This window comes from Ruegeria sp. THAF33 (assembly GCF_009363615.1).
Taxonomy (GTDB): domain Bacteria; phylum Pseudomonadota; class Alphaproteobacteria; order Rhodobacterales; family Rhodobacteraceae; genus Ruegeria.
The window spans coordinates 78,091-93,281 of the sequence record NZ_CP045386.1 but is presented as its reverse complement, the minus strand read 5'-3'; the positions used below and the strand labels follow the sequence as shown (position 1 = coordinate 93,281).

13 protein-coding genes and 2 pseudogenes are annotated in these 15,191 nt (G+C 54.3%); 10 read left to right on the top strand and 5 right to left on the bottom strand.

Translation table 11 applies throughout. From position 1 onward, the window contains the following. Positions 1 to 228 precede the first annotated feature (228 nt). Both FIU92_RS21300 and FIU92_RS21295 read right to left on the bottom strand, forming a co-directional pair. Positions 229 to 1,641: a sodium:solute symporter gene (locus FIU92_RS21300; RefSeq protein ID WP_170609217.1), complete on the bottom strand. Its 1,413-nt coding sequence runs from the start codon at positions 1,639 to 1,641 to the stop codon at positions 229 to 231. A gap of 458 nt (positions 1,642 to 2,099) precedes the next feature. Next, on the bottom strand, positions 2,100 to 3,005 hold the full coding sequence (locus FIU92_RS21295) for a LysR family transcriptional regulator (protein ID WP_152460733.1): 906 nt from the start codon (positions 3,003 to 3,005) through the stop codon (positions 2,100 to 2,102). Positions 3,006 to 3,213: 208 nt separating this feature from the next. On the opposite strand from FIU92_RS21295, the gene FIU92_RS21290 reads away from it, so the two are divergent. From FIU92_RS21290 to FIU92_RS23080, 3 genes and pseudogenes are all read left to right on the top strand, one after another. Next, positions 3,214 to 4,947, top strand: a complete 1,734-nt coding sequence (locus FIU92_RS21290; protein ID WP_152460732.1) for an arylsulfatase — start codon at positions 3,214 to 3,216, stop codon at positions 4,945 to 4,947. 130 nt (positions 4,948 to 5,077) lie between these two features. Beyond that, positions 5,078 to 7,300 (top strand): mechanosensitive ion channel family protein, encoded by a 2,223-nt coding sequence (locus tag FIU92_RS21285; RefSeq protein ID WP_152460731.1) that lies wholly within the window; start codon positions 5,078 to 5,080, stop codon positions 7,298 to 7,300. Between the two features lie 143 nt (positions 7,301 to 7,443). Continuing rightward, positions 7,444 to 7,548 (top strand): annotated as a pseudogene (locus FIU92_RS23080) (IS6 family transposase); the annotation flags it as partial. 212 nt (positions 7,549 to 7,760) lie between these two features. Here FIU92_RS23080 and FIU92_RS21270 read toward each other — a convergent pair. Next, the gene (locus FIU92_RS21270) at positions 7,761 to 8,279 is read right to left on the bottom strand and encodes a Crp/Fnr family transcriptional regulator (protein ID WP_172978559.1); all 519 of its coding nucleotides are present in this window, start codon (positions 8,277 to 8,279) and stop codon (positions 7,761 to 7,763) included. Between the two features lie 147 nt (positions 8,280 to 8,426). On the opposite strand from FIU92_RS21270, the gene FIU92_RS21265 reads away from it, so the two are divergent. After that, on the top strand, positions 8,427 to 8,954 hold the full coding sequence (locus FIU92_RS21265) for a hypothetical protein (RefSeq protein WP_152460729.1): 528 nt from the start codon (positions 8,427 to 8,429) through the stop codon (positions 8,952 to 8,954). 357 nt (positions 8,955 to 9,311) lie between these two features. On the opposite strand, the gene FIU92_RS21260 is transcribed toward FIU92_RS21265, so the two are convergent. Further along, positions 9,312 to 10,331, bottom strand: a complete 1,020-nt coding sequence (locus tag FIU92_RS21260; protein WP_152460728.1) for an IS110 family transposase — start codon at positions 10,329 to 10,331, stop codon at positions 9,312 to 9,314. A gap of 384 nt (positions 10,332 to 10,715) precedes the next feature. Between FIU92_RS21260 and FIU92_RS21255 the strand changes: the two genes are divergently transcribed. From FIU92_RS21255 to FIU92_RS21230, 6 genes and pseudogenes are all read left to right on the top strand, one after another. Beyond that, positions 10,716 to 11,387, top strand: a complete 672-nt coding sequence (locus tag FIU92_RS21255) for a Crp/Fnr family transcriptional regulator (protein ID WP_152460727.1) — start codon at positions 10,716 to 10,718, stop codon at positions 11,385 to 11,387. Between the two features lie 84 nt (positions 11,388 to 11,471). Then, positions 11,472 to 11,903, top strand: a complete 432-nt coding sequence (locus FIU92_RS21250) for a YeeE/YedE family protein (RefSeq protein WP_152460726.1) — start codon at positions 11,472 to 11,474, stop codon at positions 11,901 to 11,903. A 4-nt stretch (positions 11,904 to 11,907) separates the two neighbouring features. Beyond that, on the top strand, positions 11,908 to 12,336 hold the full coding sequence (locus tag FIU92_RS21245; RefSeq protein ID WP_152460725.1) for a DUF6691 family protein: 429 nt from the start codon (positions 11,908 to 11,910) through the stop codon (positions 12,334 to 12,336). A 37-nt stretch (positions 12,337 to 12,373) separates the two neighbouring features. Further along, a complete protein-coding gene (locus tag FIU92_RS21240) occupies positions 12,374 to 13,255 on the top strand; it encodes an MBL fold metallo-hydrolase (protein ID WP_152460724.1) in 882 nt (293 codons plus the stop codon). Positions 13,256 to 13,274: 19 nt separating this feature from the next. Continuing rightward, positions 13,275 to 13,613, top strand: coding sequence for a TIGR01244 family sulfur transferase (locus FIU92_RS21235; protein WP_152460723.1), 339 nt, complete (start codon positions 13,275 to 13,277; stop codon positions 13,611 to 13,613). 12 nt (positions 13,614 to 13,625) lie between these two features. Continuing rightward, positions 13,626 to 14,399, top strand: a pseudogene (locus tag FIU92_RS21230) (SulP family inorganic anion transporter); the annotation flags it as partial. A 45-nt stretch (positions 14,400 to 14,444) separates the two neighbouring features. Here FIU92_RS21230 and FIU92_RS21225 read toward each other — a convergent pair. Then, positions 14,445 to 15,128: an IS6 family transposase gene (locus FIU92_RS21225; protein ID WP_152460721.1), complete on the bottom strand. Its 684-nt coding sequence runs from the start codon at positions 15,126 to 15,128 to the stop codon at positions 14,445 to 14,447. Positions 15,129 to 15,191: the final 63 nt, after the last annotated feature.

Genomic DNA, 15,191 nt, shown 5'->3' with positions numbered 1-15,191 from the left:
TCTCAAGGCAATCTTTCTATCCTCGGGACCAATTTCTCAAAGACGAAGGCGCGCTGTGGGGGAAAGCTCTACCACCTTCAGCCCACCGTCAGATGCAACATTTACTTGCCCATTGTCCCATGCACAGACAAGCACCACTGTTTTGCCAGTATGGGAATCCCGCACCTCATTGAGGCTTTGTCGCAAAATTCACTAAAGTAGGAAAGCGGGTGCAATACACCCTTTCATCTAAGTGTATCCTTTTCGAGGAAAGACCAGCGTCGTCGCCAAAAACACCGCAGCCGAGACAATAAACGCTGTGGATGCCGAACCAAGCGGCTGAAACGGACTGTTCCCAGTTGCAAAAACATAGATCATGGCTAGCAGCCCGCTGACTTGCGTGAGGATAACGCCCGTGGTGCTCACTTTTGGCCAAACGGTACCGAGCAATGGCCACAGCGCCAGTGTCGCGATCGATGCGCTTAAGGTGACCAAGGGAAGGACCGTTCGAGTACCGAACTCAGTCACAGCAATCGAAATCGCCAGGGCCATAATGAGCAAAACCAGAACTCGCGAAATCGTGGTATTATGCACTTCGTCGCCAGACTGGGTTGTTTGTGACAGGAAATCGCGCGACAAGATTGATCCGGACGTCAATACAATGCTGTCAATCGTGCTCATGGCGAGAGCAAGAATAGCGACGATAAGAATAGTTCCACCGACGGGCCATAGCGCACTCAACGCGGCCGGTACCAGGCGATCCGGATCAATTTGAACATCGCCAAAGTGCACCGTCGCGGCCATCGCCGTAGCTAGAATGCAGAGTACGACAACGAAGTAGGACAGACAGCTCATGGTAGCGACGTACTGGATTCGAGTTTCTTTTCGCGCCATCAACAGGCGCTGGAACATGTGCGGCCAGAGAAAGAACGCAAATGACCAGGACAGACAATTATCTATGAAGGGCGGTAAATTGCTTGCGGAGAATACAAGTTTGTCTGGCATTGACAGGCTAATTTGAGTGAGCACCTCAAATACTCCCCCCTGCGCACTGATCAAAACAAAAGCGGAGGCAAGTAAGAAAATAAGGATGATGATGCCCTGCAGAACATCGCTCGCGACAACGGCTCTTGCACCGCCAAAGAAAACGTAGATCGCAATAGCGAGCGCACAACTTATCACTCCAGTTTCAAACGGTATTTGACCGCCGGAAACTCCGGCGAGAATTTTGCCGACGCCGACAATCTGCGCGGCTAGGAACGGGAGTAGCGACAGAAGTCCCAGCAGGGCGGCCAATAATTGAACATTGCGGGATCCGTAGTGACTGCCGAAATACTCTGCCTGGGTGACAATTCCACCTTGGCGTCCTTGCTTGGCGATCGTCGGCCCAAAGGACCAAACGAGCGCCGACGTCATTAATACTGCTACAAACATCTGCGAGAATAGAACGCCGCCAGTGTAAAATAGCGCTGGGGTTCCAGTGACTGCGAGAGCATTCACGGCGGAGGCAACGAGGGTGGCCGTCAGGGCAAACATGCCGATATCGCGGTCAGCGAGATAATAGCTCTCGATCGTTCCGCGGCGCTTCGCTCTCGCCCAAATAGCAACGCCGATATGAGCCAAAAAATAGGCCGCCAGAGCGTAGCTTGTAGCGGCACTCATAGGCTTGGACCTCCAAAGCATGCAGGGGTTTCCCCAAATTGCTTCTGATGGGCCCTCAAAATTTGGTTGCAGCTGCCGAACCCAGGTTCAAGCAAGATGACAGTTTGAGTCGCCTCAGCTATCCCGGCTAGGTGCTCGCGCGAACGATCCAACCGCCGGAAAGGAAGAAGCCGTGTCAGATTGCAGTCTCGATTTGCTTTGAAGAGTTTGAACAATCTCAAAATACTGTTTCGCTGGTTTCGATGCGGTTTGTAGATGATTTTGGCTCTGCAAGATTGAAACTCATATCATCCTCGGCGGTTTGCACGGTTCCAACTTATCTTACAAGAAGCTTGCATGGTTTCGGGTCAGCCAGGCAACTTCACGTCTCTTGGCGCCATGCTGGTGTAACCCGTCAGACGATCGTTAAGGTGCGGTGCTTGCGGTCCGTCTCAAAGATATTGATCTGGCTCATCGATTTACACCCCGAATTCGGTCCGCAATATCCGCCAAAGCACATCCAATGAGTCAAAGCGGTGGTTTCTTCGGCGCGCGAAACAGATATTCCATTGAATTTCGGTCTGAGTGGTAACCTGCTTAAGGCGTTCAAGTTTTGCATGTTCCACAAACGCGTCGGTCATGCCGCCACAGACAATGTCGCATCGGCACGCCAAATCGATGAGCATCCCATAATCGTCGCATTCGATCTGAGGGAGTCGCTCCGCAAGCTCCCAGGCTTGGGCATCACCTCCGAGGATTTCTGCAAACGTTGCGCGCCAATGCTTATGCAAAAATGGCGCCATAAGAGGCCGTCGAAAGAGTTTGTCTAAAGGTACCGGTGCTTCTGCGTGAATAGGATGCTCTGGTCGCGCCCAGAATGAAACGGGCCTGCGGTGTGCTACCTGGATCTCAAGGTCACTCAAGTCCGGTGTATGGGTAAGGTCGCATACGGCAATATCGATACGGCCGCTGCGCAGAGCTTCGAGCGGCTCTTTGGTGGCCCTCACATCGATCCGGACCCGCAGGTCCGGCATTTCAGAAAGGAGTTTTTCGAGGCTGGGGGAAATAATGGTTCGCGTCGTCAGTGGCCCACACCCGATCGCAAGAAGACTTGCGCCTTCATCGCGCAAAGCCGCGACGCCGCGTTCAAAGGAATTCCCCGCCGTGTCCAAATCGGATAAGAGCTGAAGAAACTTTTGCCCGGCTTCAGTCAGTGTGGTGCCGTTTCGGCTGCGTTCGAATAGACGTTTTCCTGCATAATCCTCCGCCTGCGAAATCCGACGGGACAATGTGGCTGGCGAAACCCCGGCAGCTGCGGCTGCTTCACGAAATCCTCCCACTCGCGCGAGAGCTTTCACGGCAACGGCCAATTTCGTGTCAATCATGTTTGTTGCCCTTCGGCGGCCACGAATACTGTGACGAATTTCCAAGCGACAATCCGGGGCCGCAATCTCGATTTCAGAAGTTTATACGCTCGTTCCGAAAAGTGAAACCTTGGCTGCAAGCTATCGCAACGACAGCTCTAATACGCAACGATAAGCTGTGTCGCGCTTCTAGAAGTGCGCTTAAAACGGCAATTATGGTGAGTTTGGTATGAGACGAATTTTCCCCCTGTTTTCCGCTTTTGCGGCGCTTGGTTTTTCTGCCGCGGCAGCGCAAGAAGATACACGCCCTAATTTCCTGATCCTGATCGCAGACGACATGGGTTTCTCGGACGTTGGTGCTTTTGGCAGCGAGATTGAGACACCGAATATTGACCAACTCGCAGCTCAGGGGATGTTGTTTACCAATTTTCACGTTGGTGCATCCTGTTCACCGACACGTACAATGCTCATTAGTGGTGTAGACAACCACCTGGCGGGTCTGGGCAACATGCTTGAGATCCAAGCCGATAACCAATTTGGTAAGCCGGGGTATGAAGGACACCTCAACGACAGCGTGGTGACGGTTGCCACGTTGCTGCGCGATGCCGGCTACCACACTTATATGGCCGGGAAATGGCATCTGGGGCATGACGAGGATACCATAGCCTATGCGCGTGGATTTGATCGTTCCTTTATGCTGGGCGAAAGTGGGGCGGACAATTGGGTTGAGCAGCCCTATGCGCCTTTTTACGAGCGCGTTCACTACTACGAAGACAACGAACTCGTGTCTTTGCCCACTGAAGACTATTTTTCAACAGAGCACTACACCGACACCATTATCGACTATATCGACAGCAACATAGATGATGGAAAGCCTTTTCTGGCTTGGGTGGGCTATCAAGCGGTGCACTATCCCCACCAGGCCCCAAAACCCTACATCGATAAATATGATGGTGTCTATGACAGTGGTTTTGCCGATTTACGTGATAAACGGCTGGAGCGCCAAGTGGAACTTGGCGTTGTTTCTCCGGACGTAGCGCTCGATGCGGCAATGGACAAAACCAGCTACGACCCTTGGCGGCTTGAGGATTGGGACGCGCTGTCCGGCGAAGAGCAGGCTTTCCATGCCCGCCGGATGCAGACCTATGCAGGTATGCTCGACAACATGGACGAAAACATTGGGGAGATTTTCGCATATCTCGAGGAAAAGGGTGAACTGGACAACACTGTCATCCTGTTTTTGTCTGACAACGGCCCTGACCCCAACCAACTGACGCTCTCACCGGACTACCGAGAGTGGTATGAGGCCAACTATGACACTGTGTGGATGGAGGATTACCAAGGCGATTTTTCGTCGATGGGACAGCAAGGTGTCTACGCGGACTACGGTCCGAGTTGGGCAGCAGCTGCAGCGACACCGGCCAGTTATTACAAAACGTTCTCGACAGAAGGGGGCCTGCGTGTTCCGCTGATTGTGCGTTACCCCGAAATGGTTGCCGCAGGCACGAAGGTTGAAAGCTTCGCGTTTGTCCTGGACATTGTCCCAACTCTGCTTGAGCTGGCAGGCGTTGAGACACCAGGTTCGACCTACCAGGGTCGCGAGATCAACCCACCCAGTGGGATTAGTATGGTACCGGTCCTGACAGGTGCGCTCGATACGGTCCGTGATGAAGACAATCCAGTCGGCTACGAATTGGCCGGTTCCAGTGCCGTGTTCAAAGGGCGCTACAAGCTGTCCCAAAATCCACCGCCAAAAGGCACAGGAGAATGGGAGCTCTATGATACCATTGCCGATCCGTCCGAGATCAACAACCTGGCTGCAGAGATGCCGGACCTCGTCGCAGAAATGCAGGCGTTCTTTGATGAATACGCCGAAGAGGTCAATCTCGTCCCGGTGCCCGAAGGCTACAACCCGCTAGAGCAAACTGTAATCAACGCCCAACGAGGTGGTGGCTTACATTGAAGCCCATGCAGCTTTCCAGGTCGTTTGAATTCTGTGGCGAAAGATCGTCGATCTGGTCAGGTTCGGGGTGTTCAAGCCTGACCAGATGTGGCCAGTTTTTCAATCTCATCTCGTAGGCAAAGTGGGACATATGTTTCGGCTATTCTCTAGTGTTACCCTGATTGGCTTCTTGCTTTTGGTCGGGCCGTTGCATGCGCAAGTCGCGGCAACCTCTTCATCGGAAGCACCGGCAACGGTAACCATTCCCGAAGGCCTAACACCTGAACAGGTTGATGGTCTGGTCGCACGTATGTCGGACGATCAGGTCAGATCAATCCTGCTGGAACGATTGGATGCGGTTGCTGAAAAGAATGCCGCCGAGGCGGAAGAACGCGAAGATCCCATTACCGAGATCAATGAGATCTGGGCTGAAATGGTGGCGTCCTGGACCCATGTCGTTGTCACTATTCCCAATATTTTCAGCGCACAGGCACATGCGGTCGATAACTTCATTGGTAAGTTCGGTGGCAATGGCGCGCTCGTCCTGATCGGCCTTATAATCAGCGTTTTGGTCGTTGGCTTCATTGCCGAGAAACTGTTTGGCCTGCTAACGCGCAAATGGCACGCAAAGCCCGACACTGCGGACGAAAACGATTTACGGGGCGCTGCAAGGTACCTGTTCATCCGGTTTTGCCACGAGATCGCAGGCCTGGTGGTCTTTTACGTCGTTATCCGAGCCATCGGTCGCGGACTTCTGACGCCCGAGCAGGTCACTTACGCCGCGCCGTTTGTCTTCTACCTCATCTGGATTCCCCGTCTGGGTGCGGCGGCGTCGCGGTTTATTCTTGCCCCGAACAAGCCAGAATACCGCCTGGTCAATACCGACGATCGCTGGGCGAAGTACCTGCACCGCAACTTGATCGGCCTGCTGATCCTGATTGGCTTTACCTTGTTCCTGCTGCACTTCAACCGGTTGAACGGCATCACCGGTGGTGAGACTCGTATTGGCTTCTGGCTCAATGCCGCGATCCACATCTATATCGGCGTCATCGCCTGGACCGCGCGCGAAGGTCTGTCGCAGATGATGTTGGGTACCGACCCTGATCATACGAAGTTCGATGAAGAAGTTGCGCACTACTACCCCTACTTTGCGATTGGTGTGTCTGCGGTGATCTGGCTGCTGGTTGAATTCCTGGCTGCACAGCGCGATCCGGCGATCCGGGCCATCCTGCTGCAAGGCGCGCATTTCACCACCATGTTCTGGCTGCTGATCGCGCCAGCGCTGGATACCTTGATCCGAGGGCTGGTGCGTCACCTGCAACCCCCGATGCTGGGCGAAGGTCCGGTGGCCGAGCAAGCCTATAAATCGACCAAACGCAGCTACATCCGCATTGGGCGGGTGCTGGCGGGCATTCTGGTGATCCTGATGATCGCCAAAGCCTGGAATCTGGACCTGCAAGAAATTGCGGGTGGCGGTGAAGAAGACGGCAGCCGGGTGATTCAATTCTTCATCATCATCGCGATTGGCTATATCCTGAATGAGCTCGTCTCGCTGTGGATCAACCGTCGTCTGGCGAAAGAGATGACCGCGGACCAAAGCCCGGATGAAGAGGCAGGCGAAGGCGGTGGCGCAGGTGGCTCGCGGCTGGCCACGGTTCTGCCGCTGCTGCGGGTCACCGCGCAGGTTGCCATCTCTGTGATCTTCGTGCTGCTTGCTTTGGGGGCCCTGGGACTGGACATCACACCGCTGCTGGCTGGTGCAGGTATCCTGGGTCTGGCCATCGGGTTCGGCGCGCAGAAACTGGTCTCAGATATCGTGGGCGGCATCTTCTTCCTGATCGATGATGCGTTCCGCGTCGGAGAATATGTCGATGTGGGCGGCACCACGGGAACGGTCGAAAAGATCTCGATCCGCTCGATGCAGCTGCGCCACCATCGCGGACCGGTTCACACCATCCCCTATGGCGAGATCCAGAAGCTGACCAACTACAGTTGCGACTGGGTGATCATGAAGCTGAAATTCACCGTGCCCTTCGACACCGACCCCAACAAGGTCAAGAAGATCTTCAAGAAGATCGGTGCCGAGATGATGGAAGACGAGACCCACAAGGACGGCTTCCTGCAGCCCTTTAAGTCTCAGGGCGTCTTTGACTTTGACGATGTGGGCATGATCATCCGGGGCAAGTTCATGGCCAAACCGGGCAAGCAGTTCACGCTGCGCAAGGAAATCTTCAACCGGGTCAAGGCCGCGTTCAAGGAAAACGGCATCGACTTTGCCCGCCGTGAAGTGCGCGTTGCGATCCCCGGTCTGGACGAAGCGGAGCAATTGACTGGAGAGCGGAAGGCAGCCGTTAGGGCGACTCAACAAGCTTAGTAGCAGAGCAAAGAGCGTCGTTGGCTATGCGTGATTATTGCAGAATTGTCGGCGCTGGCGGTGGTTGTCCGTTGTCAGGGATTTTGGGACAGATGGCTGCCTGAGTTAAGAGAGGATCTGGCGCATCTGGTTGGATTGATTATGCGGCGGCAACGCTCGACGGAATAGAAGTGGCGCACATGATCCGCAAAGGTCAAATCATACCAGGACTCTGCCCATTTCAGCAGTTCGCTGAGCTCGCCACATGACGCACAAGCGATTGCTGAAATAACTCAACGGCCTCAGATCTTTGCAACAAAACCGCGTTGGCCGCGCGTGGCGTCGACGGCTTTGCGAGTGGCATGCCCGGCTTTGGGGCTGCCCTCACCTATGACGATATCTGGGATGTTCTCGCCTACATAAGGTCCACTTGGCCTGAGCGCGTTCAGGAAATTCAAGCGGGTCGCAATCCACCACATAACTAAGGATGGCTATCGTTACCGCGTGGCGTGGGTGCGTAACTCCCGCGTCCAGTTTTGACGAGCAATCCCTGTTCGGATAGGTCTTTGAGTGCCCGATAGCAGGCTTCCTTTGTTAGTCCGATCTGGCTGGCGAACTGTGTGACCGATCCGGTTAGCTTGCCTAACGCTACTGCCAGCAAAACTCGCTCATTTGCAGATTTCACCGCATGTAGCGTCAAAAGTTGGCGGTAGTCCTGCACCTGCATTGCTAGTCGTTTGGTTATCCCCTCCGAAAATGCGCTGTCGTCCTCTAGGCGCAACAAAATGGCCCGTTTCGACACCCGAACAACTTCGGATGAACAGGAACAAATCGCATCGCAGTGGTAGTGATCCGAATAGATGGATGCTTCGGCAAACATGTCGCCAGGCTGGGCGTTATGGATGGTGACAGCGTTTCCAGATTCCGTAACTCGGGTAAGGCAGACGTTGCCCGATTTGATGAAGAAAATACCATTCGTCGGGTCGCCTTGCCGGAACACGTGGCCACCTTGGGCGTAACACAGGTTAGATAGAGAATTCACGTGTAATACATCGAACGGAGGCGGCAACATGTGATTTCAATCATATTTGTTTCTTTGTTTGCGGTGTAGCAAATCTCGCATGCTAACTGCAACAACGGACGTCTCATGATCAAATCAATCCTGTGCGCCACAGTCGCGCTTTTGGCTGTTCCTGCAACAGCCCAACACTTTCATCATGGCTCAGGTGGCCCCATTGAAACGGGTCAGTCCGCATTTGCCGCCTTGGCTGAAATCGTCCAAATTCTGTCGGATGATCCCGGCACCGACTGGAGCAAAGTCAATGTTCAGGCGCTGCGCGATCACCTCGTGGATATGGAACTGGTCACGACAGAGGCGAATGTGCGTACTAGTAGTGAGGGCCGGATCGTCGAATTCCACGCTTTCGGCGAGGGCCATGTTGCCGATGCTGTAGAACGCATGGCGCTGGCGCATTCGCCCATGCTGGAAATGGCAACCGGATGGGCGGTGACTGCTGAACCCTCGGCGAACGGAGCAACGATGCGGATCGAAGTCGATACAGATCAGGAATTTGCCCGCGCCCTCGGCCTCGGATTCTTCGGCGTCATGACTATCGGCGCCCACCATCAGGCACACCACTTACAGATCGCACTGGGCGAAGATCCACATCACTAATACGACAACCAAAAGCATTCATTAGTACTTGTGTGGCGAATTCGAACTTCGTCCCGCATTTTGCGAATTCAGGCAGCCTTTGATTTTGCGCTCGCAGGGAACGGCATGTGTAGATAGCTCCCGCATAGCAAGACATTTTTTGAAAGTAATTTCGCACTGGTCAGAAGCAGACGTGTGTCCGGCCTGTTTGTGCAGCACACGCGGCTGCTGGCCTTGATGGTTTCCGCGACCAAGTCCCATACGGGTATTGCGGACAACTAGTGTCCTTGCCGTTCGACGGGGTGTCTTGGCTGGCGGGCTGACTGTTCTCCATCATTTCAAGGGTCTTGCTGTCTCGAGTATTCCCTTCTTGTTCTCTTAGATCGGGTGGGGACGGTAGTATTCGCTCTTGGTCAGCACAGCCCAGACGATCCGCGCTGTCTTATTGGCCATGGCGATTGTCGCCAAACGGGGAGGCTTGCGGGCGAGCAGGTCTATGGCCCATGGATCGACACGGTCGGGGTTCACCTTCATTTGCCGCAATCGCGCCGTCATACCGGTCACCAAGAGGCGCCGGATATATCGGTCGCCCATCTTCGTGATCCGCCCCAATCGTTCCTTACCACCACTGGATCGGTTGAGCGGCGTCAGGCCAAGCCTGGCTGCAAACTGTCTGCCGTTCTTGAACTGCTTCGCGTCACCGACGGTTGCAACAATTGCCGATGCTGTCACGGGTCCAATTCCTGGGATCGTGCGCAGCAACATCACGCGCTTGTCCAGTTTCGAATGCAGGCGCATGCGCACCTCGTACCAACGGAGGCGGAGATGCATGGCAACGAGTTGATGACTCAGCTGCTTGAGAACATCCATCGCAATTTCAGGCAGGTCTGGTTTGTCACCATCCAGAAGGCTCTTGGCATACTTCACGGCACTTCCTGTACCCTGCGCTATGATAATGCCAAACTCGACCAGCAGGCTGCGTAACATATTGCTGAGCTGTGTCCGTTGGCGGACTATCAGATCGCGAGCACGATGGAGAAATAGGACCGCTTGCTGCGCTTCCGATTTCGGCGCTACAAACCGCATTGTTGGGCGCGTCACTGCCTCGCAAACCGCCTCAGCATCAACCGCGTCAGATTTGCCGCGTTTCACATAAGGCTTCACGTAGTTGGCCGGGATCAGCCGAACATCATGGCCCAGCTTTGAGAGTTCTCGTGCCCAATGATGACTGGACCCGCATGCTTCCATCCCCACCAAACATGGCTCGAGTTCATCAAAGAAGGCGACAAGTTGGGCGCGCCGGATCGCTCGATTGAAAACGACGGTGCCATCCGCAGTAATCCCATGGACTTGAAAAACATGTTTGGCCAGATCGATGCCGACTGTTGTAACTTGCATTGGGTAGCTCCTTTCCTAGCAGTGATACACAACTGCAGTATGGCGCATTGCGACGCCGGTTGGAGCAGGAGCTATCCACCCCATCGGGTTCGACGGGCCGCGCCGCAGCATGGAGACTATGGGGTGTAGGTCCGGAAAGGGCTGTCAACGATATCGCTCCAGGTCTCCTGCAGTTCAGATTTTGTGTGGGTGCCGATGGCCGCGAAGAGCCTGAAGCGGCCAAAGAGCTGAGGCCTGCGTTAATAGCCAGTCGGGCTGGCCAATGTCGGGCGACGCTCGGATCTAGCTAGTCTGAAAAGCAAAGAGAGCCATTGATCCAGATCGCGTGCCACCGCATCTTTGCATGGAACCAGTGAAACGTACGCACAGGGCATAGGACATAAATTGAAGACAACTGTCGGAGATTGGACCGAAAGCTTTCTTGGCACGAGGAACCTACCTCGGCGGGTCAGGGATAAGCTTCTACTTGAAGCACGCGTGGTTTCATACAAGCAGGGCCAGCAAATTTTTGGACCCGACAATATCCCGGACAGTCTGATGTTTTTGCATGCCGGCCGCATACGCGTTTCCCAAAGCTCTGATGCCGGGCGAGAAATCGTGCTGTATCGCGTTGAGGCTGGAGAGAGCTGCGTGCTGACCACCGCCTGCATGCTGTCCGAGGAAGCTTATAATGCTGAGGGAATTGCCGAGACCGACGTTACGGCTATCACATTACCTAAAACTTCATTTGATCGGCTGGCTGCTGAAGAAGACAGTTTTCGCGGTTTCGTTTTCTCGGCCTATTCTCGACGGTTGATTGATCTTCTGCGCGTGGTCGACGATGTCGCCTTTGGCAGAATGGACGTTCGACTGGCAGAGCGCCTTTTGGCGCTGGGAGAAGGTCACTCCGAAATCCAGGCGACGCATCAGGCTTTGGCAAACGAGTTAGGGACAGCGCGTGAGGTCGTTTCACGCATACTGAACGATTTTCAAAAGCGCGGACTTATCCGTCAGACGAGAGGGCGGATCACCCTCCAAAACAAACCTCAATTGGAGCGTTTGGCGGACAGCGCATGAGTTTTTGCGTTAGGTGACATTGTCACTGAAGAGCAAGGTACCGGTGGGTAATCAGTTTGCAACACGAACAACCGGAGACGCCTGATGGAAACCGCGTTTACGCCGATCGCCTCATTTGGAGGCGGGCTCGCAATTGGACTTGGATCCGTGCTTTTGATGCTCGGACTGGGACGCATCATGGGTGCGACGGGCATTTTGTCCGGTTTGGCATTCCCAGAAAACCGCGAGGAATTCGCCTGGCGAACAGCCTTGGTTGCGGGAATGATGCTCGCACCGGGTCTGATCTATGCTGCGACCGGTGCAATGCCTGAACTCACGGTACCTGTCAGTCCGACTATGATCGTGATCGGCGGTGTGATCGTCGGCCTGGGCGCCAGTCTCGGGTCTGGCTGCACTTCAGGGCATGGTGTTTGTGGACTATCTCGGCTGTCTGTTCGCTCTTTGGTGGCAGTGCCGACCTTCATGGTCACAGCTGCAGTCACAGTCTTCCTGATCCGTCATGTCTTTGGAGTGTAATGCAATGAAACTTGTCTTTGCTTTGTTTACTGGCCTGATCTTTGGTGTTGGTATCGCTATGTCGGGCATGATGGATCCGGCCAAAGTTTTGAATTTCTTCGATATTGCCGGGACGTGGGATCCTAGCCTCGCCTTTGTTATGGGCGGTGCGCTCCTGGTCACTTTCTTCGGCTACAGACTTGCCTGGCGGCAAACAACGCCGCTCTTTGGCGGTCGTTTTCAGATCCCAAGCGCGACGGCCGTAGACAAGCGACTGGTTGGTGGTTCGGCTCTCTTCGGCATCGGTTGGGGAATTGCAGGCTTCTGCCCCGGCGCTGCTATACCTGCACTTGGCACCGGGCGTTGGGAAGTCGCTCTCTTTCTGGTTGCAGTTCTTGCCGGGTTTGTACTGCGCAGGCTCCTTTTCCCGCGTCCTGTTCGGTCGGCGGCGTAGTCTCCGACTTCCCTCAACCTCCCAAGAGTACAATCAGATGACGTATCCCGTAAACATGAACATCAAGCCGGACGTTCAGGCCTTCTTCGATGAGGCGACGAACACCATCAGCTATATTGTGAAGGATCCAACCTCGAACTCATGTGCCATTGTCGATAGCGTAATGGACATTGACTACGCGGCGGGGCGCATCACTTACGATCACGCAGACGAGCTCGTCCACCAGATCGTAAGCCAAGATCTGAATTTGGAATGGATCATTGAGACCCATGTTCACGCCGATCATTTAAGTGCAGCGCCGTATATCCAAGAAAAGCTTGGGGGAAAGATCGGCATTGGTTCAAAAATCATGATCGTGCAGGACACGTTTGGGAGGGTCTTCAATGAAGGTACCGAGTTCCAGCGTGATGGCAGCCAGTTCGATCAGCTTTTCGAAGACGGCGATACGTACATGGTTGGCAATATGCAGGTGTTCACAATGTACACTCCCGGACATACGCCGGCTTGCATGGTACATGTTGCAGGGGATGCGGCTTTTGTGGGCGATACTTTGTTCATGCCGGATGGGGGATCAGCGCGCGCAGATTTTCCTGGCGGCGATGCAGCAACGCTTTACGATAGCATTCAAAAAGTCCTGAGCTTGCCGGACGAAACACGACTTTTCATGTGTCATGACTACGGACCAAACGGGCGAGAAATCGCCTGGGAAACAACTGTCGGTGATGAGAAAGCCCACAATATCCACGTTGGTGGTGGCAAATCAAAAGAAGAGTTCGTCAAGTTCCGCAAAGAACGAGATGCTCAGCTGGCAATGCCGAAGCTGATCATCCCATCACTTCAGGTAAATATGCGTGCGGGTGAGGTGCCTACGGACGTGGACGGCAACCCCATGCTCAAGGTTCCGGTCAACAAACTCTGATTTTGAAAGGATAAGAGCAATGGAAATCACCCAAATTTCCGACAACTTCAGTACTTGCGGTCAATTGGAGACCGATGACTTGGCGGAAGTCAAAACGCTCGGATTTCGCTCTCTAATCTGTGTGCGCCCTGACGGCGAAGAAAAGGGGCAGCCTACCTTTGGCAAGATCCAAGAATGCGCCAAGGCGCAAGGTCTTCAAGCTCGCTATGTGCCGGTCAAACCCTCCGGCGCAACAGAATCGAACCACATTGCTTTTTCTAAGGCGTTGGCAGAGCTACCCGAGCCTGCCCTTGGCTACTGCCGAAGCGGTCAGCGCGCTGCAACGTTGTGGCACGCACGACGACGTACCGCGGCGTAGCGGGGAGTAAGGATGCGGGCGGCGCAATATCTTCCGGTTCTGAGTTGGGCTCGCAGCTATGGACGGGCAGAGCTTTCTAACGATCTAATGGCGGCGGTGATCGTCACCATCATGCTGATACCTCAATCCCTGGCCTATGCGCTCCTGGCTGGATTGCCTCCAGAAGCGGGGCTGTACGCGTCCATCGCGCCAATTCTTCTTTACGCAATATTTGGAACCAGTCGCGCGTTAGCCGTTGGCCCGGTTGCCGTTGTCTCACTGCTAACAGCGTCAGCGGTCGGTCAGGTTGCTGAACAAGGCACGGCAGGCTACGCGATTGCGGCACTGACCCTCGCATTTCTTTCTGGCAGTTTCCTGTTGCTTTTGGGGTTCTTGCGGCTGGGCTTCCTGGCTAATTTTTTGAGCCACCCGGTGATTGCGGGGTTTATCACTGCATCTGGGATCTTGATCGCCGCGAGCCAACTTAAGCACATTTTGGGTGTGAATGCTCGCGGACATACATTGCTCGAGATCCTCGCATCGATTGCTGCGCATTTGCATGAGGTGAATTGGGTTACGCTCGTTATCGGCCTCAGTGCGACGGCCTTCCTTTTTTGGGCCCGCCGATGGTTAAAACCCGAATTATTGAGGCTGGGTGCTCCGGTGGCGCTTGCCGATATTCTAACGAAGGCGGGACCTGTTGCCGCCGTAGTTGCTACTACGGTTGCGGTTTGGGCATTGGATCTTGTCGAAATGGGTGTGGAAATCGTTGGGGAAGTCCCGCAAAGCCTGCCGCCGCTGGTTCTGTCGCAAATTCCTTTGAAGGCTGTGGAGATGGCGTAGGCAGGTTGATTACCCTACCAGTTGAACAAACTGCTGAAACGGACGGAGTCCGGGCGTGAATTGACCTTTGCGGATCATGTTGACCAGTTCGATGCCAGCCAGGGCAGATGCAGCTGAAGCGAAAGACTTGAAACCCAACATGGGCCTGATCCGACGTTTGATGAAGCGATGGTCTTGTTCAATGATGTTGTTGAGGTACTTCCGCCTGACCACCTCAATCGGTACCAGACAACCAAAGCCTTTCAGCATCTTGTTTATTGCTTTAATGCCAGCTGTGTTTGCACCGCTTTTGTCGATGACAATTTTCCGTGGCAAACCGTTCGCCTCAAGCGCACGAGCGAAGAACTTGGTCGCAGCCGCTTTGTTCCGGCGCTTTGATAGCATGAAATCAAGGGTCTTTCCGTGTTTGTCGATGGCGCGATAGAGATAAACCCACTCACCCTTCACCTTCACATAGGTCTCATCCATGCGCCATGAACGGTCGACAGGGCGTTTTTTGTACCGTGAAGCATCAGCTACAAGACCGGCATATCGACTCACCCAACGGTTTAGCGTCGCGTGATCCAGTTCAACGCCACGTTCAGCCATGATTTCTTCCAGATCCCGGTAAGACACGCCGTATCGGAGATAGAAGAAAACAGCATACAAGATCACTTCTTTCGGAAAGTGTGCGCCCTTGAATGAGATTGTCACGGTCTGCTCCTGCAATTTGGAGCATGCGCTACCAAAACTAAGCTTGACCTGACAGGTGGGAAC

Coding starts and splice junctions, on each gene's coding strand:
- FIU92_RS21285 (WP_152460731.1), top strand. CDS start 5,078: ATGTTTCGGCTATTCTCTAGTGTTACCCTGATTGGCTTCTTGCTTTTG.
- FIU92_RS21295 (WP_152460733.1), bottom strand. CDS start 3,005: ATGATTGACACGAAATTGGCCGTTGCCGTGAAAGCTCTCGCGCGAGTG.
- FIU92_RS21290 (WP_152460732.1), top strand. CDS start 3,214: ATGAGACGAATTTTCCCCCTGTTTTCCGCTTTTGCGGCGCTTGGTTTT.
- FIU92_RS21235 (WP_152460723.1), top strand. CDS start 13,275: ATGGAAATCACCCAAATTTCCGACAACTTCAGTACTTGCGGTCAATTG.
- FIU92_RS21300 (WP_170609217.1), bottom strand. CDS start 1,641: ATGAGTGCCGCTACAAGCTACGCTCTGGCGGCCTATTTTTTGGCTCAT.
- FIU92_RS21260 (WP_152460728.1), bottom strand. CDS start 10,331: ATGCAAGTTACAACAGTCGGCATCGATCTGGCCAAACATGTTTTTCAA.
- FIU92_RS21250 (WP_152460726.1), top strand. CDS start 11,472: ATGGAAACCGCGTTTACGCCGATCGCCTCATTTGGAGGCGGGCTCGCA.
- FIU92_RS21265 (WP_152460729.1), top strand. CDS start 8,427: ATGATCAAATCAATCCTGTGCGCCACAGTCGCGCTTTTGGCTGTTCCT.
- FIU92_RS21245 (WP_152460725.1), top strand. CDS start 11,908: ATGAAACTTGTCTTTGCTTTGTTTACTGGCCTGATCTTTGGTGTTGGT.
- FIU92_RS21240 (WP_152460724.1), top strand. CDS start 12,374: ATGACGTATCCCGTAAACATGAACATCAAGCCGGACGTTCAGGCCTTC.